The 24,773-nt window shown below is 63.5% G+C and carries 23 protein-coding genes; 8 read left to right on the forward strand and 15 right to left on the reverse strand.

Annotated features, from left to right (window positions below):
* Nucleotides 1–139 precede the first annotated feature (139 nt).
* The 4 genes from CYJ07_RS10480 to CYJ07_RS10495 are packed head-to-tail and all read left to right on the forward strand — an operon-like array spanning nt 140 to nt 4,168.
* On the forward strand, nt 140–469 hold the full coding sequence (locus tag CYJ07_RS10480; protein ID WP_104203651.1) for a hypothetical protein: 330 nt from the start codon (nt 140–142) through the stop codon (nt 467–469).
* Nucleotides 469–1,191, forward strand: a complete 723-nt coding sequence (locus tag CYJ07_RS10485; protein ID WP_104203652.1) for a YjbF family lipoprotein — start codon at nt 469–471, stop codon at nt 1,189–1,191. Before CYJ07_RS10480 ends, CYJ07_RS10485 begins: the two co-directional genes overlap by 1 nt.
* 41 nt (nt 1,192–1,232) lie before the next feature.
* Nucleotides 1,233–2,057, forward strand: coding sequence for a capsule biosynthesis GfcC family protein (locus CYJ07_RS10490; RefSeq protein WP_104203653.1), 825 nt, complete (start codon nt 1,233–1,235; stop codon nt 2,055–2,057).
* Complete coding sequence (locus CYJ07_RS10495; RefSeq protein WP_104203654.1) at nt 2,054–4,168, forward strand: YjbH domain-containing protein; 2,115 nt, start codon at nt 2,054–2,056, stop codon at nt 4,166–4,168. Before CYJ07_RS10490 ends, CYJ07_RS10495 begins: the two co-directional genes overlap by 4 nt.
* Before the next feature lie 142 nt (nt 4,169–4,310).
* On the opposite strand, the gene gcvT is transcribed toward CYJ07_RS10495, so the two are convergent.
* Together gcvT and CYJ07_RS10505 are read right to left on the reverse strand one after the other, a co-directional pair.
* Nucleotides 4,311–5,423, reverse strand: a complete 1,113-nt coding sequence (gene gcvT / locus CYJ07_RS10500; protein ID WP_104203655.1) for a glycine cleavage system aminomethyltransferase GcvT — start codon at nt 5,421–5,423, stop codon at nt 4,311–4,313.
* A gap of 77 nt (nt 5,424–5,500) precedes the next feature.
* Entirely contained in the window at nt 5,501–6,907 is a 1,407-nt protein-coding gene (locus CYJ07_RS10505; RefSeq protein ID WP_104203656.1) for an alanine/glycine:cation symporter family protein, read from the reverse strand.
* 552 nt (nt 6,908–7,459) lie between these two features.
* Between CYJ07_RS10505 and gcvH the strand changes: the two genes are divergently transcribed.
* A complete protein-coding gene (gene gcvH, locus CYJ07_RS10510; RefSeq protein ID WP_104203657.1) occupies nt 7,460–7,852 on the forward strand; it encodes a glycine cleavage system protein GcvH in 393 nt (130 codons plus the stop codon).
* Between the two features lie 67 nt (nt 7,853–7,919).
* On the forward strand, nt 7,920–10,814 hold the full coding sequence (gene gcvP / locus CYJ07_RS10515) for an aminomethyl-transferring glycine dehydrogenase (RefSeq protein WP_104203658.1): 2,895 nt from the start codon (nt 7,920–7,922) through the stop codon (nt 10,812–10,814).
* A gap of 68 nt (nt 10,815–10,882) precedes the next feature.
* Here the strand turns inward: gcvP and CYJ07_RS10520 are convergent, their stop codons facing one another.
* Nucleotides 10,883–11,797, reverse strand: a complete 915-nt coding sequence (locus tag CYJ07_RS10520; protein WP_104203659.1) for a LysR family transcriptional regulator — start codon at nt 11,795–11,797, stop codon at nt 10,883–10,885.
* 172 nt (nt 11,798–11,969) lie between these two features.
* Between CYJ07_RS10520 and ppnN the strand changes: the two genes are divergently transcribed.
* Nucleotides 11,970–13,334 carry a nucleotide 5'-monophosphate nucleosidase PpnN gene (ppnN, locus tag CYJ07_RS10525; RefSeq protein ID WP_104203660.1) on the forward strand — a complete coding sequence of 455 codons (1,365 nt, stop codon included), beginning with the start codon at nt 11,970–11,972 and terminating at the stop codon, nt 13,332–13,334.
* Between the two features lie 65 nt (nt 13,335–13,399).
* Here the strand turns inward: ppnN and CYJ07_RS10530 are convergent, their stop codons facing one another.
* Both CYJ07_RS10530 and CYJ07_RS10535 read right to left on the reverse strand, forming a co-directional pair.
* Entirely contained in the window at nt 13,400–13,774 is a 375-nt protein-coding gene (locus CYJ07_RS10530) for a hypothetical protein (protein WP_104203661.1), read from the reverse strand.
* Between the two features lie 2 nt (nt 13,775–13,776).
* Complete coding sequence (locus CYJ07_RS10535; protein ID WP_104203662.1) at nt 13,777–14,241, reverse strand: flavodoxin domain-containing protein; 465 nt, start codon at nt 14,239–14,241, stop codon at nt 13,777–13,779.
* 133 nt (nt 14,242–14,374) lie between these two features.
* Between CYJ07_RS10535 and CYJ07_RS10540 the strand changes: the two genes are divergently transcribed.
* Nucleotides 14,375–14,581 (forward strand): DUF2788 domain-containing protein, encoded by a 207-nt coding sequence (locus CYJ07_RS10540; protein ID WP_104203663.1) that lies wholly within the window; start codon nt 14,375–14,377, stop codon nt 14,579–14,581.
* 102 nt (nt 14,582–14,683) lie between these two features.
* Here the strand turns inward: CYJ07_RS10540 and ihfA are convergent, their stop codons facing one another.
* The 10 genes from ihfA to cyoE form a co-directional block, all read right to left on the reverse strand.
* Nucleotides 14,684–14,992: an integration host factor subunit alpha gene (ihfA, locus tag CYJ07_RS10545; RefSeq protein ID WP_104203664.1), complete on the reverse strand. Its 309-nt coding sequence runs from the start codon at nt 14,990–14,992 to the stop codon at nt 14,684–14,686.
* A 103-nt stretch (nt 14,993–15,095) separates the two neighbouring features.
* Nucleotides 15,096–17,477 (reverse strand): phenylalanine--tRNA ligase subunit beta, encoded by a 2,382-nt coding sequence (pheT, locus tag CYJ07_RS10550; protein WP_104203665.1) that lies wholly within the window; start codon nt 17,475–17,477, stop codon nt 15,096–15,098.
* A gap of 26 nt (nt 17,478–17,503) precedes the next feature.
* The gene (gene pheS, locus CYJ07_RS10555; protein ID WP_104203666.1) at nt 17,504–18,523 is read right to left on the reverse strand and encodes a phenylalanine--tRNA ligase subunit alpha; all 1,020 of its coding nucleotides are present in this window, start codon (nt 18,521–18,523) and stop codon (nt 17,504–17,506) included.
* Nucleotides 18,524–18,671: 148 nt separating this feature from the next.
* Nucleotides 18,672–19,025, reverse strand: a complete 354-nt coding sequence (gene rplT, locus CYJ07_RS10560) for a 50S ribosomal protein L20 (RefSeq protein WP_104203667.1) — start codon at nt 19,023–19,025, stop codon at nt 18,672–18,674.
* 35 nt (nt 19,026–19,060) lie between these two features.
* Nucleotides 19,061–19,255, reverse strand: a complete 195-nt coding sequence (rpmI, locus tag CYJ07_RS10565) for a 50S ribosomal protein L35 (RefSeq protein WP_104203668.1) — start codon at nt 19,253–19,255, stop codon at nt 19,061–19,063.
* Between the two features lie 83 nt (nt 19,256–19,338).
* Nucleotides 19,339–19,908 (reverse strand): translation initiation factor IF-3, encoded by a 570-nt coding sequence (gene infC, locus CYJ07_RS10570; protein WP_479688552.1) that lies wholly within the window; start codon nt 19,906–19,908, stop codon nt 19,339–19,341.
* 31 nt (nt 19,909–19,939) lie between these two features.
* Nucleotides 19,940–21,838 (reverse strand): threonine--tRNA ligase, encoded by a 1,899-nt coding sequence (gene thrS, locus CYJ07_RS10575; protein WP_104203670.1) that lies wholly within the window; start codon nt 21,836–21,838, stop codon nt 19,940–19,942.
* Nucleotides 21,839–22,188: 350 nt separating this feature from the next.
* On the reverse strand, nt 22,189–22,887 hold the full coding sequence (locus tag CYJ07_RS10580; RefSeq protein WP_104203671.1) for an OmpA family protein: 699 nt from the start codon (nt 22,885–22,887) through the stop codon (nt 22,189–22,191).
* Nucleotides 22,888–23,130: 243 nt separating this feature from the next.
* Nucleotides 23,131–23,598 (reverse strand): DUF2489 domain-containing protein, encoded by a 468-nt coding sequence (locus CYJ07_RS10585; RefSeq protein WP_104203672.1) that lies wholly within the window; start codon nt 23,596–23,598, stop codon nt 23,131–23,133.
* A gap of 246 nt (nt 23,599–23,844) precedes the next feature.
* A complete protein-coding gene (gene cyoE / locus CYJ07_RS10590; RefSeq protein ID WP_231489613.1) occupies nt 23,845–24,744 on the reverse strand; it encodes a heme o synthase in 900 nt (299 codons plus the stop codon).
* Nucleotides 24,745–24,773: the final 29 nt, after the last annotated feature.

Here is a 24,773-nt window from a genome sequence, read left to right on the forward strand (position 1 = left end):
TATTTCCCGTGCGAGCCTGCCAACTTGGCCTGCCACGGCAGGTCGGCCGGGTAGTCTATCCGTCGTCACATTATCGGGATGCACTACCCGGCCACTCGCCCCGCCGGAGTGTCCGGCGCAACACAGGAGTAATAGTGAAATGATCGACTACAGGAAGTTTCGACGACGCGTGGCCGTCCTGGCGGGCGTGGCATTGCTGGGCCTGGCGCCTCTGGCGCTGGCCCAACAAGCCGCTCCCGCTCAGGGCAGCCAGGGAGCCCCCGGCAACTCCGCCAACACGCCGGCCCCCGGGGACGTTGCGGGCGGCGGGCTGGCCGCCGGCCGCGGCGCAGCCGGCGAAGCACCGGGCAGTTCCGGCCAGGCCCTGGCCGGAGCGGTGAATCGTGGAGCCGCCGGCATCGGCGTGGCGGTCGGGGCAACCGGTACCGGAACGGGTACAGGAACGGGTACCGGCACCGGGACACGTTGATGAATCACCACAGACGGTGCAGCGAATCGCGTGTACCGATCCAGGGCCGCCGCAAGGCGGTCCTGCTTCGACGCCTTCTGCTGATGACCGGTATAGCGACTACCTTGACCGCCTGCGCTCAGGGAGGAGGTTTGACGCCGCTGGGCGCAACGCTTCTGGGCGATGGGCCCGGAGTCGATCTCGCCCAGCAGGCCGAGGCGCTGCCCTACGCTTCTCTGGTCGTTGAGAGCGAGGGCAATCAGGCGTTGATGATCATGGCGCACCGCACCGGGGAGCGTGGGCGCGACACCTATTGGCAGGCCGGAGATTACACCACGCTGCAGCTGCGAGATGGCCTACCGGCCAGCACTGCCGGCTTCGAAGAGGTACTGCTGGGTCGCTGGTCCACCCGCTACGAGACGGAGTCCCGATATCGGGTGCACGCGCACTGGCAAGACGCCAGCGGACAGGAACATCAGGACGTGGCGGTCGCGACGCTCTCCTGCGAAGCGGCCCGCCCCGTCGACCTGCCATTGATCGAGCTCGCCCTGCAGCGATGTACCGAGCGGCTCGATTGGGAGGAGAGCAATACGCACAGCCGCGGGATGTTCTGGCGTGAGCCCGGCAGTCTGCGGATCTGGGGGGGTGACATGACGCTCTGGCCGGACGGCCACCGCCTGCAGTGGCAGGTGGCAAGACCCTGGTGGAGCGATGCCGAGGATCCAGGGCGCGTCGAGGAATGACATCCGTCACGATGCGCCAGACCCTGATATAGAGAACGAGAATGATTCACCGTCACCACCCTTTCGCCTGCGCCCCAAGGCTGCCTGGCCTGGGGGCTTTGCTGCTGATTGTCGGCCTGCCCCTGTCGACTCTCGCCGACGATGCCAGGCTATCCGGCTTCTGGCTCGAGCAACCGGCGCTCCCCGAGGCACCCGCCTATAGCTATTACCTGCTGGAGCGTGATCGCCTGCCGCAGCAGCGACAAGGCATCCGCCTGCAGGAAGAGCTGGCCACTCTCATCGACTGGAATACGCTCGATGGGCGCACCGCGATGGCCAACGGCCTGAAACAATGGCAACACGCTGTTGCCCTGCACCGCGAGCGGACAGGCAGAACGCCAGCCAGGGCCGATCTCGCCGCCCTGCTCGCCTCGCCGCGTCACGACCCAACCTTGACCTCGCTGGCCGAGATAGGTCACTGCGCCGTACCCGACTGGGTGGAACTTTGGCACTTCGGCGGCGTGATCCGGCAGCGCTGGTCGCCGAACCTCACCCTGCAAGCGCTGATACGGCAGCGTCCGCGTGCAGACTGGGCCGCCGCCGAGTACGCCTGGTTGATCACGCCACAGGGCGCTCCCCGGCGTATCGGCATTGCGGCATGGAATGCCGGCGACGCCCCCTTGGTGGCCGGCAGTCGCATCGTCCTGACCCTGCCCGGTGCGGTACAGGAAGCAGACTGGGTCAACCGTACGCTACCAAACTTCCTGGCCACCCGACTCCCTGGCGACACCTGCAGCGCCCTCACCCCTGCGAAAGGCCCGGAGCCCTCAGCTTCCGTGGAAGAGTCTTCAGCAGAGCCCGCCGCACCCGAGGAGATGGGTACATGACCCGCTCCGTCATCCAGCCAGTACGCCTGGCCCCGCTGGCTCTGGCTACCTTCTTGGCCGCGCCCGGCGCCACCCTGGCCGACCCGAGCCAACCCCGGCTCGGCCAAGGGCAGGGAGACTTCGGTGGCGTGGGTCTGATGCAGACCCCCTCCGCCCGCATGGCGCCACTCGGCGGCTTTGCGTTCTCGATGTCGCGCACCGAACCCTATCGCCGTTACAGCGTGTTCTTTCAACCCACCGAGTGGCTGGAGACGGGCTTTCGCTACGTCGAAGTGGAGAACCGACGCTACCTGGCCGCCACCGGCGATCGCAACAACCTCGATAAGGGCATCGACCTCAAGCTGCGCCTGCGCGAGGAGAGCCGCCATTGGCCGCAGATCGCCGTGGGAACTCGCGACATCGGCGGTACCGGACTGTTCTCCGGCGAGTACCTGGTCGCCAACAAACGCTGGCATAACTTCGACGTCACGCTGGGTATCGGCTGGGGTTACCTCGGCAATCAGGAAGACTTCACCAATCCGCTGGCCCGCCTGGACGAACGCTTCGAGCGTCGCTCGGGCTTCAGCTCGGGAGGCGACGGCGGCAACTTCAATCTGGGCAGCTTATTCAGCGGACGCACTGCCCTCTTCGGCGGCATCGAGTACCAGACGCCTTGGGACCCCCTCGTGCTCCAGGTGGAACTGGAAGGTAACGACTACCAGCACGAGCCGCAGCGCAACCATCAAGAGCAATCATCGCGCCTCAACTATGGCGCCCGCCTGCGCCTGACCGACAACATAGAATTGAGAGCCGGCTGGCAGCGCGGCAACACCGCCATGCTAGGTATCAGCATGTCGACCAACCTGGCTACGCTGTCCCAGGCCAAGCGCGATCCGTCTCCCGTTGCGCTGGAGCCCGCCCCGGCCAGCCACACCGCCGATTGGTCGGGACTCGGGCGGGCACTGGACGAGAATGCCGGCATTGCCGTCTACCGGCTTCGCCAGGAGGGGACGAGTGTGACGGTCGAGGGCGAACCCACCCGCTATCGCTCCCTGGCGGAGAGTGAGCAGCGCGCCGGACGCCTGCTGCACAATAACCTGGGCAACGAGGTGAAAACCTTCCGCTTCCGCTGGCACGAGCGCGGCATGGCACTTCGGGAAAGCATTCACGATCGCGACGCCATGGTCGCCGCGACAACCTCCAGCGCCAATTCCACACAGCACCATCACAGCATCTACGCCCATGGCGCACTGCTCCCAGCCGAGGGCGAGGTCCTTCACGAGGCCACGCCGCACGGGCTGGTCTATAGCCTGCAACCACAGCTCGAGCAAAACTTCGGCGGCCCGGACGGCTATCTCTACCGGCTCTCCGCCAGCCTCGACGGTGAGTACCGACTCGGCGCCAACGATTGGCTGGCGGCTACGCTGACCTACACCCTCGACGACAATCTCGACAAGTACCGCTACATCGGCCCCTCCGATCTGCCGCGGGTGCGCACGCGCATTGCCGACTACCTGGCCGAAACGGACATTGGGATCAGCAACCTGCAGTACACGCGCACCTCACGGCTGGGTGATGACTGGTATGCCATGGGTTACGGCGGCTTGCTCGAGACGATGTTCGCCGGCGCCGGCGCGGAACTGCTCTACCGCCCCTTCAACAGCGACGTCGCGCTGGGGCTGGACATCAACTGGGTCAAGCAACGCGATTTCGACCAGCGCTTCGACCTGCTCGACTACAGCACCTGGACCGGACACGTCACCGGCTACTGGCAGACCGACTACGAGGACGTGCTGGCCAAGGTCAGCGTCGGTCGTTACTTGGCCGGTGATCTGGGCCTGACTTTCGACGTGTCGCGCGAATTCGACTCCGGCGTCCGCCTTGGCGGTTGGGCCACCTTCACCGATGCCGGCGACGCCTTCGGCGAAGGCAGCTTCGACAAGGGCATCTATCTCTCGTTGCCGCTGGACGCTTTCTTCGTTCACTCCACACGACAGCGCGCCCAGGTCGCCTGGAGCCCGCTCACTCGAGACGGCGGTGCGCGACTGGCGCGCCGCGCGACCCTCTACGATCTGACCGAGGAACGCAGCATGGGTCGCTATTGGAAAGACCACGCCGCCATGATGCGTTGAGGTCGATGCGAGCGGATGAGGCAATGCCGGCCTCATCCGCTTCGCCTGTCGGCACGAGGATATCAACGCGCAGTGACGAAACGGCAAGGCACCGTAGCAGAGAGATATGGCGGCTTTGTAGATAACGGTATAAAGATTCGCGTTATCCGCGGTAGTAGCCCGGTGCGACGAACGGCATCTTGCTCACCGTCATCGGCAGGCGCTTGCCGCGCACCTCGGCGTACACGGTGGTGTCTATCGCAGCGTACTCGATATCGACATAGCCCATCGCCACCGGCTTGCCGACGCTGGGACCGAAACCGCCCGACGTGACCGTGCCAATGCGCTTGTCGTCCTCGTTGAACAGTTCGGCGCCTTCGCGCACCGGGGCCCGGCCTTCACCCAGCAGCCCGACCCGCTTGCGATGATGATCCTTGGCATCGACCTGATGCAGGATGACGTCGGCGCCGGGAAACCCTGCCGAACGCTCGCCGCCGTGACGCCGCGCCTTGCCGATGGCCCAGATCAACCCCGCCTCGACCGGCGTGGTCCCGGTGTCGATATCGTGACCGTAGAGGCACAGCCCTGCTTCCAGGCGCAACGAATCGCGCGCGCCCAAGCCGATCGCCTCGACTTCCTGCTCGGCCAAGAGGCGGCGGGCCAACGCTTCAGCGGCCTCGGCCGGCACCGAAATCTCGAAACCATCCTCGCCGGTATAACCACTGCGGCTGATCCATACCGGAGTACCGTCCATCTCGAAATGGCCATGCTGCATGAAGACCATGTCGCAGGCTTCGGGGCACAGCCGCTGCATCACGTCCGCCGCCTTGGGTCCCTGCAGCGCCAGCAGGCCGCGATCCAGCACCTCGATTCCATGCTCGCTATCCAGCCCCATTTCCAACAGGGCCTGGTCCTGATCCTTGCAGGCCGCATTCACCACCAGGTAAAGGTGATCGCCAGGGTTGGCCACCATCAAATCGTCGAGGATGCCACCTTCATGCTCGGTGAATAACGCATAGCGCTGCATACCCTGAGGCAGGCCGACGATGTCGGCGCATACCAGGGTCTCCAGCGCTTCGGCGGGACTCGGACCATGCAGCAGGATCTGTCCCATGTGCGACACGTCGAACAGGCCACAGGCGGTACGGGTATGCTCGTGCTCCTTTTTCACGCCGAGCGGATACTGCACCGGCATCTCGTAGCCGGCAAAGGGCACCATCTTTCCACCCAGCTCCAGGTGCAAGGCATGAAGGGGGGTGTGCTTGAGGTTACTCATGACGTCATCACTCTCGTAGCAGGGCCATCAACGACGAGAGGTGCCCCTTGAGGGCACCTCTCGGCTGGCAGATAGCCTCAGGACTTGTCGTGGTCCAACTCTTCGCCCGGCAGGATGTCCTTGCCGTCGAAGTAGTCTCGGGCCAGCTTGAACACCACCGGCGACAGCAGCGCCAGCGCGATCAGGTTGGGAATCGCCATCATGGCGTTGAAGGTATCGGCCATCAGCCAGATGAAGCCCAGTTGCGCCATGGCACCCAGCGGGATGGCCAACACGAACAGCACGCGATACAGCATGATCGAGCGGGTGCCGAACAGGAACTGGAAGCACTTCTCGCCGTAGAAGGACCAGCCCAGGATGGTCGTGAAGGCAAACACGGCCAGCGCCAGGGAGACGATCTGGTTGCCCATGCCCGGCAGGGCTTCATCGAAGGAGAGCGCTGTCAGCGATGCCCCCGCCTCGCCGGTCTCCCAGACACCTGCGGTCAGTATGACCAGGGCGGTGATGGAGCAGACGATGATGGTGTCGATGAAGGTCCCGAGCATGGCAATCAGCCCTTGGCGCACCGGGTTCTTGGTCTGCGCCGCGGCGTGGGCGATGGGCGCGCTGCCCAACCCCGCCTCGTTGGAGAAGATGCCGCGCGCCACGCCGAAGCGAATCGCCGCCATCACCGCCGCGCCGGCGAAACCGCCCATGGCCGCGTGCGGGTTGAAGGCGTAATAGAAGATCATGCTGAACGCCTCGCCGAGCTGGCCGGCATTGATGGCGAGTACAACGACCCCGGCGATGACATAGGCGATCCCCATGATCGGTACCAGCTTGCCGGCCACCTTGGCGATGCGTTTGATACCGCCCAAGATCACCGCACCGGCAAGCACCATGATCACAACGCCGGTGATCCAGTGCGGCAGACCGAAGGTAGAAGCGAGGGCATCGGCCACCGAGTTGGACTGTACCGTGTTACCGATGCCGAAGGCCGCAACCGCGCCGAAGAAAGCGAAGGCGCCACCCAACCACAGCCATTTCCGGCCCAGGCCGTTCTTGATGTAGAACATCGGACCACCGACGTGGTAGCCGGTGCTGTCGGTTTCACGAAAACGCACCGCCAGTACCGCCTCGGCGAACTTGGTCGCCATGCCCACCAGGGCCGTAATCCACATCCAGAACACCGCCCCGGGCCCACCGAGCGCGATAGCGGTGGCGACACCTGCAATATTGCCGGTTCCGATAGTGGCGGAGAGCGCCGTCATCAGGGCGTTGAACGGCGAGATTTCCCCTTCGTCAACGGCCGCCTTGGCCGTGTCGGGCGAAGGCTTCCTGTCGCGCCCCGCCCACATCAGCCTGAAGCCGGTGCCCAATTTGCGGATGGGCATCAGCTTCAGTCCGAGCTGCAGATACAGGCCCACCCCCAGCAGCAGGATGAGCATCAACGGCCCCCAAACGACCCCGTTGATCGCTGTGAATATCGAATTCAAGGTTTCCACGAACGTTTCCCTCTGTTATTGGCGATTTGTATGGATTCTTATCGGCCCCACGATCGATGGCCACGCATCCCGCCCACCGTTTTGGCTGCCTTGGCCACTGCATGCGGTCAACCGAACCACAGCAGAGCTTTCATATGACGTACGGCGGCATGCGCGAACGATCGACAATGCAATCCGGCGTACCATAGCGGAAAAAGCCAGGAATACACTAGTCCGTCGAAATGCTTTCCAGGGATGGGCGGCCAACGCTCGATCTGGCGCTAGCGTACCGCGGGTTTCGTATTGGAAACAATGGCGCATCGCCCGTCTCTGGCGGTCATGGCCCCTACAGATTAGTGAGCCAGGCCAAACCTGTCGAATGCCGCGACGGTACTGGCGCCAAGGTATGTCGCTCCTCTCGGCGCGAAGGCTGGACGTATGCTAAAACACGCGCCACGCTGTTCAGGCAGAGGCCGATAACGCTTGCGAAACCGTGCTGTCGGGCTCGCCAAATGCCATCAATGGCGTTAGCATTCGCCCAGTCAGAAAACCTTTTTCGTATAGGAAAACACCATGAGCTCGATTCCCGCCAACCTGCGCTATAACGACAGCCACGAATGGGTGCTGGACAACGGCGACGGCACCGTCACCATCGGCATTACCGACCATGCTCAAGAAGCCCTCGGCGACGTGGTGTTCGTCGAGCTTCCCGAGGTGGGACGCACCCTGGCCAAGGGCGAAGAGTTCGGTGTCATCGAATCGGTAAAGGCCGCTTCCGACCTATATGCCCCGCTGGCGGGTGAAATTGTCGAAGTCAACGAAGCGCTAGAAGATGCACCCGAGACCGTCAACGAAGCCCCCTATGAGGGTGGCTGGATCATGAAGGTGCGCGTCGACGATGCCGCCGCCGTCGAGGCACTGCTCGATGCCGATGCCTACCAGGCCATCGTCGACAGCGAGTCCTGAACCGAATTGACCTTATCCCGGCCACTCCGCTGGCCGGGCTCCTCCGACATACCGCACAAGGTTCTCCATGGCTATCGACAACCGCCGCCTGGCCGAACTGGCCGATCACGACGCCTTCATCCGCCGCCACAACGGCCCCGGAACCGACGACGTTGCCGCCATGCTGGCGGCGCTGGGCATGGACAGCCTCGACACACTGGTCGAGCGCACGGTGCCGGCCGATATTCGCCTCAGCCGTGAGCTCGATCTGGACCCGCCGCGCAGCGAGGCCGAGGCGCTCGACTACCTGAAGCGCCTGGCCCGCCAGAACAAAGTCTTCAAGACCTATATCGGTCAGGGCTATTTCAACACTCACGTGCCGGCCGTGATCCAGCGCAACGTGCTGGAAAACCCGGGCTGGTACACCGCCTATACCCCCTACCAGCCGGAAATCTCCCAGGGTCGGCTGGAAGGGCTGCTCAATTTTCAGCAGATGGTGATGGACCTCACCGGCATGGAGCTGGCCAACGCTTCGCTGCTCGACGAGGCGACCGCCGCCGCCGAGGCCATGGCGCTGTGCCAGCGTGCCAATAAGAAGTCGAAGAGCCTGGCCTTCTTCGTCGCCGACGACGTGCTGCCGCAGACGCTCGACGTGGTGCGCACACGTGCCCACTACTTCGGCTTCGAACTGATCGTGGCGCCGGCCGACACCCTGGCCGATCACGATGTCTTCGGCGCCCTGCTGCAATACCCCGGCGAGAGCGGCCGGGTCGCGGACCTGGCTCCGCTGCTCGCCACGGCTCGCAATAAGGGCATCATGACCTGCGTGGCCGCCGATATCATGAGCCTGGTGCTGCTCAAGGAACCGGGGGCGCTGGGCGCCGACATCGTCGTCGGCAACACCCAGCGCTTCGGCGTGCCCATGGGCTACGGCGGCCCGCATGCCGCCTACTTCGCCACCACCGACAAGCTCAAGCGATCGATTCCGGGTCGCATCATCGGCGTGTCCAAGGATAGCCGCGGCAACACCGCCCTGCGCATGGCCATGCAGACCCGCGAGCAGCACATCCGCCGCGAGAAGGCCACCTCGAACATCTGCACCGCCCAGGCGTTGCTGGCCAACATGGCGGCCTTCTACGCCGTCTATCACGGTGCCGAGGGCCTCACCACTATCGCCACCCGCATTCACCGTCTGACCACGATCCTTGCCGAAGGCCTCAAGGCCAAGGGCGTGGCCTTGGTACACGACAGCTGGTTCGACACCCTGCGCCTGACCGGTATCGATGCCGGCAAGGTCCTGGGTCGGGCCATGACCCACGAGATCAACCTGCGCTACTTCGCCGACGGCGACATCGGCGTCAGCCTCGACGAGACCACCACCGCCCACGATGTCGACGTCCTGTTCGACGTGCTGCTCGGCGAAGAGCACGGGTTGTCGGTCAGTACCCTGGACGAGCGGATCGCGACCGAGGGTATCAGCGGCATACCCGCCGCCTGCCGCCGCGAGACGGCGTTCCTCACCCACCCGACCTTCCAGCGCTTCCGCAGCGAGACCGAAATGCTGCGCTATCTCAAGCGCCTGGAGAACAAGGATCTCTCGCTCACGCACGCGATGATTCCGCTGGGCTCGTGCACCATGAAGCTCAACGCCACCAGCGAGATGATTCCCGTGACCTGGCCCGAATTCGGTCAGTTGCATCCGTTCGCCCCGCAGGAGCAGGCCACCGGCTATAAGCAGATGATCGACGAGCTGGCCGCCTTCCTAGTCGAGATCACCGGGTATGACCACATCTCGATGCAGCCCAACTCCGGCGCTCAGGGCGAGTACGCCGGTCTGGTGGCGATTCGCCGCTACCAGGCGGCCCAGGGCGAAGGCCACCGCGACGTGTGCCTGATCCCGAGCTCCGCCCACGGCACTAACCCCGCCTCCGCCGCCATGGCGCAAATGAAGGTGGTCGTGGTGGAGTGCGACAGCAACGGCAATATCGATCTCGACGACCTGCGCGCCAAGGCCGAGCAGCACAGCGAGGCGCTCTCGGCGATCATGCTCACCTACCCCTCGACCCATGGCGTGTTCGAGGAGGGTATCCGCGAGGCGTGCACCATCGTGCATCGCCATGGTGGCCAGGTGTACATCGACGGCGCCAACATGAACGCCCAGGTCGGCCTGAGCCGCCCCGGCGACTTCGGCGGCGATGTCAGCCACCTCAACCTGCACAAGACCTTCTGCATTCCGCACGGCGGCGGTGGCCCGGGCATGGGCCCGATCGGCGTCAAGGAGCATCTGGCCCCCTATGTCGCCAATCACGTGGTCACGCCGATTCCCGGGGTGAAAGAAGAGTGTGGCGCCGTCTCGGCCGCCGCCTATGGCAGCGCCTCGATCCTGCCGATCTCCTGGGCCTATATCAAGATGATGGGCGCCCGCGGGCTACGCCAGGCGACCGAGCTCGCCATTCTCAATGCCAATTACATCGCCAAGCGCCTCGAGGACCATTATCCGGTCCTCTACCGCGGCGTGAACGACACCGTGGCGCACGAATGCATCATCGACATTCGCCCCTTGAAAGCCGCTTCGGGCATTAGCGAGGAGGATATCGCCAAGCGCCTGATGGACTATGGCTTCCATGCGCCGACCATGTCCTTCCCGGTGCCCGGCACGCTGATGGTGGAGCCCACCGAATCGGAGTCGCGCTACGAGATCGATCGCTTCTGCGACGCCATGATCGCGATCCGCGAGGAGATCGCCCGTGTCGAGCGCGGCGAATGGCCGGCCGACGACAACCCGCTGATCAACGCGCCCCATACCATGGCCGACCTCATGGACCCGGCCTGGGAGCGCCCCTACCCTCGCGAAATCGGCGCATTCCCCTCGGATGCCGTCAAGGCCGCGAAATACTGGCCGGCGGTGAATCGCGTCGACAACGTCTTCGGTGACCGGCAACTGATCTGCTCCTGCCCCAGCATCGAGGCCTACCGCGACTGAATCCTGCCGCTGCACGCAAAACGGCCCGCCTACTCGGCGGGCCGTTTCCGTTTCGAGAAATGCCGAGGTTATAGCGGTGACACCACCTCGCCGTATCCGAAGCGCTCGCGCAACCGCTGCTCGCGGAAGCCTTCGAGCAGCCGCTCGTAACGGCGCGGCACGCGACTTCCCGCTCGGCTCACCAGATGCAGCGCCTCATGCTCGGCCACGGGCAGGTCGAGCTCCTTGACCTGACGCTGCCAGGGCGAGGTCTCGAGCACCAGCCTCGACACCACGGTAAAGCCCAGGCCACGAGCCACCGCATCCAGCACCATTGCCACCTCGTTGGTGAACCCCTGGCGACGGAACTGGTTCATGGAGCGGAACTCCTCGGGAAAATTGCTGCGAAGCAACGCCCCGGCGTGACTCACGCCGTCCGAATAGTTGATGAAGCCGATGCCCATCAGCTCGGTGAGCGAAGTGCCGGTGAAATCGGCCGGCACCACCAGGCACAGTGGCTCCTGGTGCCAAAGCCGGCAATCCAGCTCCGGATGGCGGATCGGCTCGGTGACGATCCCCAGGTCGTGGCGGCCGGCCAGCACGTCGGAGACGATCTCATGACTGAAGGCGAAGCTGTAGTTTACCGTCAACCCCGGCGTCATCTGCTGCTGGCCGAGAATATAGGGATACAGCATCAGCCCCACGCTGCCCGGCGACGCAATGCGGCATTCGCCTGTGTCCAGGGCATCGTCATCCAGCGAATGCCGGAACTGCTCATGCTCGGCGAACAGGCGCAGGCCGTAATCGTAGGCACGGCGTCCGGCTTCGGTGAGCATGAAGCGTCGGCCCTGCCGTACCAGCAGCGGTTTGTCGAGGTATTGCTCGAGCTTGCGCACGTGCTGGCTGACCCCGGGCTGGGTCATGTCCAGGCGTCGCGCGGTCCGGGTGAAGCTGCCGGTCTCGACCAAAGTGATGAAAGTGCGAAAATACTGGGCGTTGAACATGTCGCATCGCCTGCGGGTTCGGCCGAAACCGGGTGCCGCCATTGTAACAAACCGGCCCCGACGGCGCAGCGCTGCGCCCTGCCGGCCGGCGTGTTAGCATCATGACGAGTTCATTGCGCCCGGCCCCGTCCTTGACGGCACTCGACGCACCGATCACACAAGGACCGTTTTCATGCCTGATACCATTTCCAGCATCGTCTCTCCGCTTCGCAGCCTGGAAGTGCTTTCACAACACGAAGTGAACCGCCTGCGCGATACCTCTAAGGCGGGTCTGCACGATCTGCTGCGCCGCTGCGCGCTGGCCGTGCTGAGCTCCGGAAGCGTCACCGACGACAGCCTGGTGCTGATGGAGACCTACCACGATTTCGACATTGAGGTCATCCAGCAGGATCGCGGCATCCGGCTCAAGGTCACCAACGCCCCGGCGGAGGCCTTCGTCGACGGCAAGATGATCCGCGGTATCCGCGAACATCTCTCCTCCGTGCTGCGTGACATCGTCTACGTCTACAACGAGATCCAGCATCACGCGCGCTTCGACCTGAGCACCGGCGAGGGCACCACCAACGCGGTCTTCCACATCCTGCGCAAGGCCGGCACGCTCAAGCCCGGCCGCGACCCCGGTATCGTGGTCTGCTGGGGCGGGCACTCGATCACGCGGGAGGAATACGACTATACCAAGGACGTGGGCTACCACCTTGGCCTGCGTGAGCTCGATATCTGTACCGGCTGCGGCCCGGGTGCCATGAAGGGCCCCATGAAGGGCGCCAACCTGGCTCATGCCAAGCAGCGCGTACCCGATGGTCGCTACCTGGGCATTTCCGAGCCCGGCATCATTGCCGCCGAGGCGCCCAATCCGCTGGTCAACGAACTGGTGGTGATGCCCGACATCGAGAAGCGCCTGGAGGCCTTCATCCGCATCGGCCATGGCATCGTGGTCTTTCCCGGAGGCGTCGGTACGGCGGAAGAGATCCTCTATCTCCTGGGCATCCTGCTTCACCCCGACAACGCCGACATGGAAATGCCGGTGATCTTCACCGGCCCGGCCAGCGCCGCCGATTACTTCAAGCGCATCGATGAGTTCCTGGTCTACACGCTGGGCGAATCGGCGCGCGCCAAGTATCGCATCATCGTCGACGACCCCGTCGAGGTGGCCCGCACCATGCGCGAAGGCATCGATGCCGTGACCGAGTTCCGTCGCGCCCATCAGGACGCCTTCCATTTCAACTGGCGGCTGACTATCGCACGCAACTTCCAGGAAACCTTCGAGCCGACCCACGAAGCCATGGCCGGTTTGGCACTCCACCCCAAACAGCCAGTGCATGAGCTGGCGGCCAACTTGCGACGCGCCTTCTCGGGCATCGTGGCGGGTAACGTCAAGGAGCGGGGGCTGCGCGCCATCGAGGCCCATGGCCCCTTCTCGCTGCATGCCGAGCCCGAGCTGATGCGACGTCTGGACGAACTGCTCGGCTCGTTCGTCGCCCAGGGGCGGATGAAACTGCCAGGGCAGGAATACGTGCCCTGCTATCGGCTGGTGTGATTGGCAGCTGGTGTGATTCGGTGAGCCAAGGTCTATACAGCGGCGTCTCGATCGGACGCCGCCGGTCAGTGTCTCTCGTCGACCGGACGCCACCACAGCCACAGGGCATGCAGCAGCAGGCCCAGGGTGGCGCCGTGCGCAATCAGCAGCTGCCAGCTGATCCAGGCGGTGAACAGCGCATGCCATATCCCCATCAAGGCCATACCCGCCGCCAGTGACAGAAGCAGGCGCTTGAACAGCTGCGGCAACCGTTCGCGCTCGCTCTTTTCCAGCATGCGCCAGTGCATCAGCGCAACGACGGCGACCACCGCGAGAGCCATTACGATCAGGGTCAGGCGGTTGTCGTTTCCGCCGGCCACATAGCGGGGAATGGTAGCCAGCATCAATATCAGCAGGCCCGTCAGCAGACTGAGACGTTCGGCTGTTGGCGTGGCTCCCATCGTCAGAGAACCGCCAGCCGTTGCTCTTCGATCCAAGCCTCCGCCCATGGCAGCGCAGCATCGTCAGCCATGAAGGTCTCCATGGCATCGACCTCGAGTCGCTCACCCAGGCGGGTGGCGCCCAGCCCCTGGAGCATCTCGTCAAGCCGGCGCCCGGCACCACAGAAGGTTTCACCGTAAGAGCTGTCGCCCAGCGCAATCAGGCCATAGCGCAGGTCCGTGAGCGCCGGGCTCTTCTCGTCGAGCTCGCGAGCGAAGGGCACGAAGTTGCCCGGAAAGTCGCCGCTGCCCGTGGTGGAAACGCAGAACAGGGCCAGATCTGGCGGCGCTTCAGTGAGATCGCCGAGGCTCGGCTGTTCCAGCACGTTCACCTCGTAACCTGCCGTCTCGAACAGCGGGGCCACCTGCTCGGCAACATCAAGCGCACCACCATACATGGTGCCGACGAATATCTTCAGCTCTGGCATGTCGGGGGAACCTGAGAAATTTCCATCGATATTAACATGATGCGGCCTCGTGACACAGGCAGCAACCCGCGTCACGACATGCAGCCCGAGCCAAGCCTGAGTATAATGCTCGGACTTATCTCAAGGAGGCGACATGCTGCAGACCTTCGAGGCCTGGATCACCCCCATCATGATCGGGGGATTGATGCTATTCATGGCCTTCATCATCTGGGACCTGGCCAAGAAGTCACGTGCCGGGCGATTCGGCACCATCATGCTCTTCGTGGTGCTCGGTGCCGGTATGATGGGATACGTCTTCAAGGTAGTCATTACATGGATGCTGGAGCGTGGCGGCGTCTAGGCTATTCGTGCCCAGCCTGGCCCCGCTTCGTCAACGCGCCAACGATCCACGCGCCAATGGCAGAATGCCACCCGATGGGGTGGCATTCAGGCTCACGCTGACTCAGTTGGAAGGCGGTGGACCTTCGTAGCGCTCCACCTGGCTCTTGAGTTTCTGCCCGGGCCGGAACGTCACGACACGGCGTGCCGAGATGGGGATTTCCTCACCGGTCTTGGGATTGCGCCCAGGGCGTTCACGCTTGTCACGTAGATCGAAGTTGCCGAAACCCGACAGCTTCACTTGCTCGTTCTCCCGCAGGCAGGCACGGATTTCCTCGAAAAACGCCTCCACCATGGCCTTGGCTTCGCGCTTGGTCAGCCCCAGCTCGGCGTGAAGATGTTCGGCCAGTTCCGCCTTGGTCAACGCTCCCATGTCTACTCCTCAGAGTGGCGGTCCAGCCCGTCGCCGCATCCCTTCACGCATCAAGCGTGATCCGTGAAGGGGTGGCGTGCGTACATTCGCACGCCATTCCGGCTCACCCGCGCAGTTCGGCACCCAGGTTCTGATGCGATTCGGCGACGATGGCATCGACCAACTGATTGATTTCCTCGTCATTCAGCGTGCGCGAAGGATGCTGCCAGGTCAAGCCCAGCGCGACACTCTTGTAGCCTTCCGCGACTCCCTTGCCCCGATAGACGTCGAACAGGCTCAATTCCTGCAGCCATTGGCCGGCCTGGTGGCGCACGCAATCCAGGAGCGCCTGGACCGGCTGACGCTCATCGAGCAGGAAAGCCAGGTCTCGTCGCACCTCGGGGAACCGTGACAGCGGATCGAAGGCCGGCAGCCGGCCACGGGTCAGCGCATCCTGTCGCACCTCGAACAGGAAGGCTTCGACCTTGAGCCCCAACTCAGCTCTTACTCCGGGATGCAACGCACCGATCCAACCGACCTGCTCACCCCGATACAGGATGCGCGCGCTCTGTCCGGGATGCAGTGCCGTATGATCGCCAGGCTCGAAGCGCCAGGCCTCAGGCTCGCCACCCATGGCGATCAAGCTCTCCAGGTCGCCCTTCAGATCGAAGAAGTCGACTTTGTCGCGAGCGCCAGCCCAGCCTTCGGGTAACCGCGAACCGCACGCTAACGCCCCGAGCATGGGGGTCTGCTGCAACTCATCCAGCGCGCCGCGGAATACCAGGCCGGTCTCGAACAGCCGAACGCGCGTCTGCTGTCGGTTCAAGTTGTATTCCAGCGCCCTTACCAGACCCGGAAACAAGCTGGCCCGCATCACCGACAGGTCACTGGAGATGGGGTTGGCCAGCCTCGGCGATACGGCATCCGGCAACAGGGCCTTCTGCAACTCTGGCGCGACGAAGCTGTAGGTCACTGCCTCCTGGTAGCCACGCGCGACCATCTGGCGGCGCAACCGCGACAGCGGGGTGCGGGCCTCATGATCGGGACGTAGCGCCAGCCGCGCCGCCGGGCGGCGCACCGGCAGGCGATTGTAGCCGTGGATACGCGCCACTTCCTCGATCAGATCCTCCTCGATGGCGATGTCGAAGCGCCAGCTCGGCACCTGAACCTGCCAGCCATCGTCCACCAAGCTGACCGCCATGCCCAGCCGTTCGAGGATGTCGGCGACCTCATCGCCGGGCAGCGCCTTGCACAGTGCCTGCTCGAGCCGCGCCGCGCGCAGCGTTACCTGCCGCTCGCCGGGCAGGTGCGCAGCGCTCGTCACTTCGACCAATGGGCCGGGCTCGCCGCCGGTGACCTCGAGCAGCAGCGCCGTGGCACGCTCTACCGCGTCGCGGGTCAGCCGAGGGTCGACACCGCGCTCGAAGCGATGGGAGGCATCGGTGTGCAGACCGTAGGCGCGCGCCTGGCCGGCCACCGCCAGCGGAGAGAAGAACGCCGACTCCAGGAAGATGTCTCGTGTCGCCGGCCCGACGCCGGAGTCCTCGCCGCCCATCACGCCGGCAATCGCCAGCGGGCCGCGCTCGTCGGCAATGACCAGCGTCGAGGCGTTCAGGGTAATCTCCTGGCCGTCGAGGAGCACCAGCCGCTCGCCCTCGCGGGCCAGGCGCACCACCACCGCCCCGTGCAGATTCTCACGGTCGAAGGCGTGTAGCGGTTGGCCCAGCTCGAGCATCACGTAGTTGGTGATATCCACCACCGGGTCGATGGAGCGCACGCCGCTGCGCCGCAGCCGCTCGACCATCCATAAGGGCGTCTCGGCGGTCACGTCGACCCCCTTGACCAACCGGCCGATGTAGCGCGGGCAGCGCTCGGCATCTTCGACGCGCACCGGAAAGGTCTCGTCATGCGCAGGAGCGACGGGCTCGATGACAGGAGTGGTCACGGCCAGTCGATTGAGCACGCCGACTTCACGCGCCAGCCCCTTGAGGCTCAGGCAGTCGCCACGATTGGGCGTCAAGTCGACTTCGATGGTGTGATCGTCAAGGCCCATCCAGGCGCGAAACGCCTCGCCTGCCGGCGCATCGTCCGGCAGTACCAGGATGCCTTCGGAAGCCTCCTCATCAAGCCCCAATTCGGAGGCGGAGCAGATCATGCCACGGGACTCGACGCCGCGCAGCTTGGCCTTCTTGATCTTGAAATCCTCGGGCAGCACGGCCCCGACGCGCGCGAAAGGTACCTTCTGCCCCACCGCCACGTTGGGCGCACCGCACACTACCTGGACCGACTCGCCGCTGCCGTCGTCAACCAGACAGACATTGAGCTTGTCGGCATCCGGATGCTGTCGCTTGTCGACCACCTCGGCCACCACGACGCCCTCGAAGGCGGCAGCGACGGGCTCCACCGCATCGACTTCCAAGCCGGCCATGGTGATCTGGTCGGCCAACCCCTGGGCGCCCAGCTGCGGCGATACCCACTCACGCAGCCACTGTTCGGAAAATTTCATGACAAATCCTGTTCTGCAGCGGTCGGTCAGGCGAACTGGCGCAGGAAGCGCAGATCGTTGTCGAAGAACATGCGCAGGTCATTGACCCCATAGCGCAGCATGGCCAGGCGCTCGGCGCCCATGCCGAAGGCGAAGCCCTTATAGCGCTCGGCGTCGATGCCCGAGTGACGGAACACCTCGGGGTGTACCATGCCGCAACCCATCACTTCCAGCCAGCCGCTGTGGGAGCAGACCCGGCACCCCTTGCCGCTACACATCACGCACTGGATATCGACTTCTGCGGATGGCTCGGTGAAGGGGAAATAAGAGGGGCGGAAGCGTACCGAGAGGTCATCGCGCTCGAAGAAGGCGTGCAGGAAATCCTCGATCGTGCCCTTGAGATCGGCGAAGCTCACGTCCTCATCGACCAGCAGCCCCTCCACCTGATGGAACATGGGTGTATGAGTCAGGTCGGAATCGCTGCGATAGACACGCCCCGGGCAGACGATCCGGATCGGCGGTGTCTGCTCCTTCATCGTACGCACCTGTACCGGCGAGGTGTGGGTGCGCAGCAGACGGGTGGCATCGAAATAGAAAGTATCGGCCATGCCGCGCGCAGGGTGATGTGCGGGAATATTGAGCGCTTCGAAATTGTGGTAGTCGTCCTCGATTTCCGGCCCCACGGCGACATCGTATCCGATGCGATGGAACAACCCCTCGATGCGCTCTAGAGTGAGCGTTACCGGATGCAGGCCACCGCTTGCCTGCCCACGGCCTGGCAATGTCACGTCAATGCGCTCGGCAGACAACTGCGCTTCCAGAGCGGCCCTGGATAGCGCCTGTCGCCGCTCGTCGAGCTCCTGAGCGAGCGCCTGCTTGGCCTGGTTGATGCGTTCACCCGCCGCAGGGCGCTCTTCCGCCGGCAGCTTGCCCAGCCCCTTGAGCTGGGCAGTGATTTCGCCTTTCTTGCCGAGATAGCGCACCCGCAGCTCATCGAGTGCGGCAATGCTCTCGGCCGCTTGAATGGCCTGACGGGCCTCGGTGACCAGTGTCGGTAAATGGTCCATCCGTTGAGCTCCGAAGTCGTTTGTTCCTGCTGAATTCGCATCAGCCACGCATTGGCAAAAAAACAGGGGAAGAGCGGCTGCTCTTCCCCTGCGACGGTCTGGCATCGTGCGAGCCGGCTTACCGGCTCGACGCCAACGGTCGGTGCACTTACTGGGCAGCCTTGGCCTTCTCGACGATGGCAGCAAAGGCGGCCTTCTCGTGCACGGCCAGATCGGCCAGCACCTTGCGGTCGATCTCGATACCGGCCTTCTTCAGGCCACCGACGAAGCGGCTGTAGGACAGACCGTGCTGGCGGGCACCGGCGTTGATACGCTGGATCCACAGGGCACGGAACTGACGCTTCCGCTGACGACGGTCACGGTAGGCATACTGGCCGGCCTTGATGACCGCCTGCTTGGCGACGCGGAAAACGCGCGAACGGGCACCGTAGTAACCCTTGGCCAGCTTCAGAACTTTCTTGTGACGACGACGTGCGACGACACCACGCTTGACACGAGTCATGGCTTTCTCCTGACGTTAAATTGGCAACCCAAGGCTTACAGATTCGGCAACATGCGCTGGATCAGGGCCTTGTCGGCGTCGTGTACCTGCTTCATACCGCGCAGGTGCCGCTTACGCTTGGTCGACTTCTTGGTCAGGATATGGCTACGGAACGACTGCTTGTGCTTGAAGCCGTTGGCCGTCTTCTTGAAGCGCTTGGCAGCGCCACTGTTGGTCTTGATTTTCGGCATGAGGTTAACTCCGCTCGAGATTTTTCAGAAAACCCGAGGCCGGTGGCCGGCAGAGCCGGTCACCCGTTGGACTGGCCTACGGATCACTTCTTCTTGGGGGCAACGATCATGGTCATCTGGCGCCCTTCCATCTTGGGGAAGGACTCCACGGTCCCGATATCCTCGAGATCCGCGGCGATCCGCTCCATCAGCTTGCGGCCGATGTCCTGGTGCGCCATCTCACGGCCGCGAAAACGCAGCGTGACCTTGCCCTTGTCGCCACCTTCGAGGAAACGAATCAGGTTTCGAAGCTTGACCTGATAGTCGCCCTCGTCGGTGCCAGGCCGGAATTTGACTTCCTTGACCTGAATCTGCTTCGTCTTCTTCTTCTGAGCTGACTTCTGCTTTTTCTGCTCGAAGACGAACTTGCCGTAATCCATGATCTTGCAGACGATCGGATCGGCATTGGAAATCTGCACGAGGTCTAGACCGGCCGCTTCGGCACGCTCGAGCGCTTCGCTGGTAGGCACGACACCCAGCTGCTCGCCGTCGCTATCGATCAGGCGAACCTGATCCTCGGTAATCCGCTCGTTCATTGGGGGGCGCTTGTCCTGAGGACGTCCGCGCGGGCTGCTTCGCTTGATCGTTCCGTCTCCGTTCCGGTAATTGACGATGTCGTTACCAACCTGTCTTTACCAACCTATGCTACCACCCTTCTGCCCGAATCCGCTCAATGAAGGCATCAACGGTCATGGTACCCAGGTTTTCGCCAGTGCGCGTACGCACGGCAACCGAGTCGGCTTCGACTTCCTTATCCCCCACTACCAAGAGATAGGGAACTTTCTGCAACGTATGTTCGCGGATTTTAAAGCCGATCTTCTCGTTCCTCAAGTCCGCCTTGACGCGAAGACCAATTTTCTGCAAGCGACGCTCGAGTTCCACGGCATAATCGCGCTGCGCATCGGTGATCGTCATGATCACCGCCTGCTCCGGCGCCAGCCATAACGGCATCGCGCCGGCATAGTGCTCGATCAGGATGCCGATGAAGCGCTCCATCGAACCGACGATGGCGCGGTGAAGCATGACCGGCGGTTTGCGATCCCCCTCTTCGGTCACGTACTGGGCACCGAGACGCGTCGGCATCATGAAGTCGACCTGCATAGTGCCGACCTGCCACTCGCGACCGAGGCAATCCTTCATGTGGTACTCGATCTTGGGCCCGTAGAAGGCGCCCTCCCCGGGCAGCTCCTCCCACTCGACCTCACAGGCCGACAGCGCCCCTCGCAGCGCGGCCTCAGCGCGATCCCAGACATCGTCGCTGCCCAGGCGCTTCTCCGGCCGCAGTGCGATCTTGACCGCAATGTCCTCAAAGCCGAAGTCACGGTACACCTTGAGCGCCTGCCGATGGAAAGCCGTTACTTCCGGCTCGATCTGAGCTTCGGTACAGAAGACGTGGCCGTCGTCCTGAGTGAAGGCGCGCACGCGCATGATGCCGTGCAATGCACCCGACGGTTCGTTGCGATGACAACCACCGAACTCGCCGTAACGAACCGGCAGCTCACGATAGCTGCGCAGCCCCGAATTGAAGACCTGGACGTGGCCGGGGCAGTTCATCGGCTTGAGCGCGTATTCGCGCTTCTCCGACTCGGTGAAGAACATGTTCTCGGCGTAGTTGTCCCAGTGGCCGGACTTTTTCCATAGCGAGACGTCCATGATCTGAGGGCAGCGGATCTCCTGATAGCCGCCTTCGTGATAGACGTTGCGCATGTACTGCTCTACCACCTGCCACAGCGTCCACCCCTTGGGGTGCCAAAACACCATACCCGGAGCTTCTTCCTGCATGTGGAAATAGTCGAGCTTGCGGGCCAGCTTGCGGTGGTCGCGCTTTTCGGCCTCTTCGAGTCGCTGCAGGTAGGCCTTGAGCTGCTTTTTGTCACCCCAGGCAGTGCCGTAGATCCGCGTCAGCATCGGCTTGCTGGCATCCCCGCGCCAATAGGCGCCGGCCAGCTTGGTCAGTTTGAATGCCTTCAGGTGCCGAGTGTTGGGCACGTGCGGCCCCCGACACATGTCGGTGTATTCCTTGTGATAGTAGAGACGGATGGTCTCTCCCGAAGGAATATCCCGGATGATTTCCTGCTTGTAGGGCTCGTCGCGCTGCTCGAAGGTGCGCATCGCATGGTCGCGGTCGACGTACTCGCGAACCACGTCGTATTCGCTGTCGATCAGCACCTTCATGCGCTCCTCGATCGCGGCCAAGTCATCAGGCGTGATGGATCGGCCGAAATCGATGTCGTAATAGAAGCCGTCCTCGATCACCGGCCCGATCGCCACCTTGGCCTCGGGATAGAGCTGCTTGACGGCATGGCCGACCAGGTGCGCGCAGGAGTGCCGGATGACTTCCAGCCCCTCCGGATCGCGCGCGGTGACGATGGCCGCCTCGGCGTCATGCTCGATGAGGTCGGCGGCATCCACCAGCTTGCCGTCAATCTTGCCGGCCACGCACGCCTTGGCAAGCCCGGGGCCGATGGACTCGGCGAGCTGCATGATGGAAATGGGTTCTTCGAAGGTTCTCTGACTGCCGTCGGGCAGGGTCACGATGGGCATTGAGGCGTCCTTTGCGCAGTGGTGATCCATACCAGGGATCACGTGTCGCGGCTATGGCAAACGGGTAACGAAACATGGCGCGAATTGCGCAGCCCACCCACTACGCTGGGCGATCGGGTGCCATTGCTTCGGCCCCGCTGCGCGTCGCGGCAGCGCACAAGACTAACAGAATGGCCATGACCTTCGCCATGCCCCGATCAAAGCAAGTACTGATTTCAAAGACCAAAGCAGCCGGGAGGACCACAAGAGGACGGCGAAAATCGGACGGTTGCGAGAGAGCTAACGCAGCAGGGGCACCCGAAGGTGCCCCTGCCGATGCCGCGCTCCGACGTATCGGAGAGAAACGTGGATCAATCCCAGTTGATGATTTCCACGCGACGGTTCTGCTGCCGCCCGGCATCGGTCTCGTTGGTCGCAACCGGATTCTCTTCGCCGAAGCCGCGCGTTGTCATGCGGCGCTCGTCGATACCGCGCGAAACCAGGTACTCCTTGACCGAGTCGGCACGGCGCTGGGAGAGATCCTGGTTGTACTGAGCGGAACCGACCGAGTCGGTATGACCCTCGATGCGTACGCGCAGGTCCGGGTTCTCGCGCAACGTGGTGGCGACTTCGTCGAGTGTCCGATGTGCCTGGGGACGAATCTCGGCCGAATCGAACGCGAAGGTGACTTCGCTATCGAGCGTTACGGTCTCGAACTCAGTCACCGGTGCAGGCTCCGGCTCAGGCATCGGCTCGGGCTCGGCTACCGGCTCGGGCTCCGGTGTACGGTCGGCACACAGCAGGCCGCCGACAGCAGCACCGGCGGTCGCCCCGAGGGCGGTGTTCTCTTCCTCATCGGAGCTACCGCTAGTGGCGTAAGCGATGCTGCCACCGATCAGGCCACCGGCAATGCCGCAAACCACCGGCTGCTGGTACCAGGCACGATCGCTGGAAGCGGTGGTCGCGCCACTGCCCGACCTTTCGCCGCCCCTCTGGAAATCCGTGGCACAGCCCGAGAGGCCAATCACCAATGCAGAACCCAACAGTAAGCCAGTCGTAGATTTTTTCATTGCAAGACTCCTTCTCGATTCATCTCGGGGCTACACATTATGAGCTCCCGCTGTCAGGACACTCATTGACCTAACGGCTCAAAGTGTAGGCCGCTTTCGGCCGCGCTCAAAGCGCGACCTCATTCCTTTGCGTGACTACAGGCTCTTCCCGATCAGGAAAAAACTCGCAACAGCCACTGCTTAGCTTGCCGTAGTATGCAAAGCGGTGCAAACATACTCGACCGTACAAACGCTGTATAGAGGTCAGTGAAGACTGTCCGGCCAGCCACGATGAAATTCGATCACTTCATGTGCCGCTCTCAGAACCGGCTGCCGCCACTCCGCTTCGATCTCAAGGCGCTCGCGGTCCTCGCGCATTCTGTCACGCGGTGCCAGCGCCTTGCGAGCCGAGTGGGTATGCAGATGCCGCGTACGGGCATAAACCTCGCCAAATGCCTGAAACGCAGGCCTCTCGATCAGGCGTGGGTCGAGGATGTCCAGCAGCATCTTGCAGCGCCAGGCTCCCTCGGTGATATCGACCTGTTCCTGCAGCAGCGAGGCCGCCACGATCTCGAGATTGGACAGGCAGTTCTCGTGAGCGCGTCGCAGTTCCTGCTCGTGAAAGGCATCACGACGCTTCACTTCCCGCCATAGAGTAAAGGCGTAGGCTGCCAATCCGGCGACGATGGCCAGCCCCAGGGCCAGCAGGATCAGTGCGGTGGTCGTCGTCATCGAGTCTCCCGGGTCGTCTCTGTGCGCGAGCAGTGTAACCCAAGCCAGCGGACGGGACACGGCATGCTAATCAGTCAAGCATGGATGCCACGTTGCCATCCAAGTGGTAGCGATGCTGAGCAATGTGCTGGTTACGCTACTGGCCTGTTCTGTTCACCTTGCCGTGGCCAACGACCGAACGACGGACGCCCGGCACCCTGCGGTACCGGGCGCCCTTGGCATTCGCCCCGTCGCCGAGTGGCAGCGCTACCAGCTCCAGAGCGTTGCGTAGTGGTCCAGCAGCAGCACCCCGAACACGCCCAGGATATAGCGAATCGAGAACCAAAACGCCGCCAGCGGCGCCTTGGGATCGCCACCACGCCAGACTTTCCAGTTCCAGTACATGAAACGCAGGTTCAGAGCCATCACGCCGAACAGATACACCGCCCCGCTCATGCCGATAGCGAAGGGCAGCAGCGTCACCGCCACCGTGAGCCAGCCGTAGAGCCAGACCTGCAAGCGGGTGAAGGCCTCACCATGAGTCACCGGCAGCATCGGTACGCCGGCGCGCGCGTACTCGTCGCGCTTGTGAATCGCCAGGGCCCAGAAATGCGGTGGCGTCCAGGCGAAGACGATCAATACCAGCAGCAGCGGCTCCGGCCCCAACTGGCCGGTCACGGCGGTCCAGCCGAGCAACGGTGGTGCAGCGCCGGCAACGCCCCCGATCACGATGTTCTGCGGCGTTGCCCGCTTGAGAAAGGCGGTGTAAACCAGCGCATAGCCGATCAACGAACCCAGCGTCAGCCACGCCGTCAACGCATTCACTTGCCAGAACAGCAGCGAGATTCCCGCCACCGATAGTAGCGTCGCCCAGCCCAGCGCCAACGGAGTCGGCATGCGCTGACTGGCGAGGGGCCGCTGCGAGGTACGCAGCATCATCGCATCGAGCCTGCGATCGACCACATGGTTGAAGGCCGCCGCACCGCCGGCAGCCAAGCCGATACCCGCCAATCCGGCCATGACGGTCGACAACGAAGGCAGGCTCGGCGTAGCCAATGCCATTCCCACCAGGGCACAGGCCAGCATCACGACTACAACCCGGGGCTTGCATAACGTGAGCAGATCCTGCCAGGTCCAGGCAGCCGACTCGTGCAAGCCCAGCTGCATCAACAGCGTGCCCTTGATCCCCTCACGCT

The organism is Billgrantia saliphila, from assembly GCF_002930105.1.
GTDB classification, from domain to species: Bacteria; Pseudomonadota; Gammaproteobacteria; order Pseudomonadales; family Halomonadaceae; genus Halomonas; species Halomonas saliphila.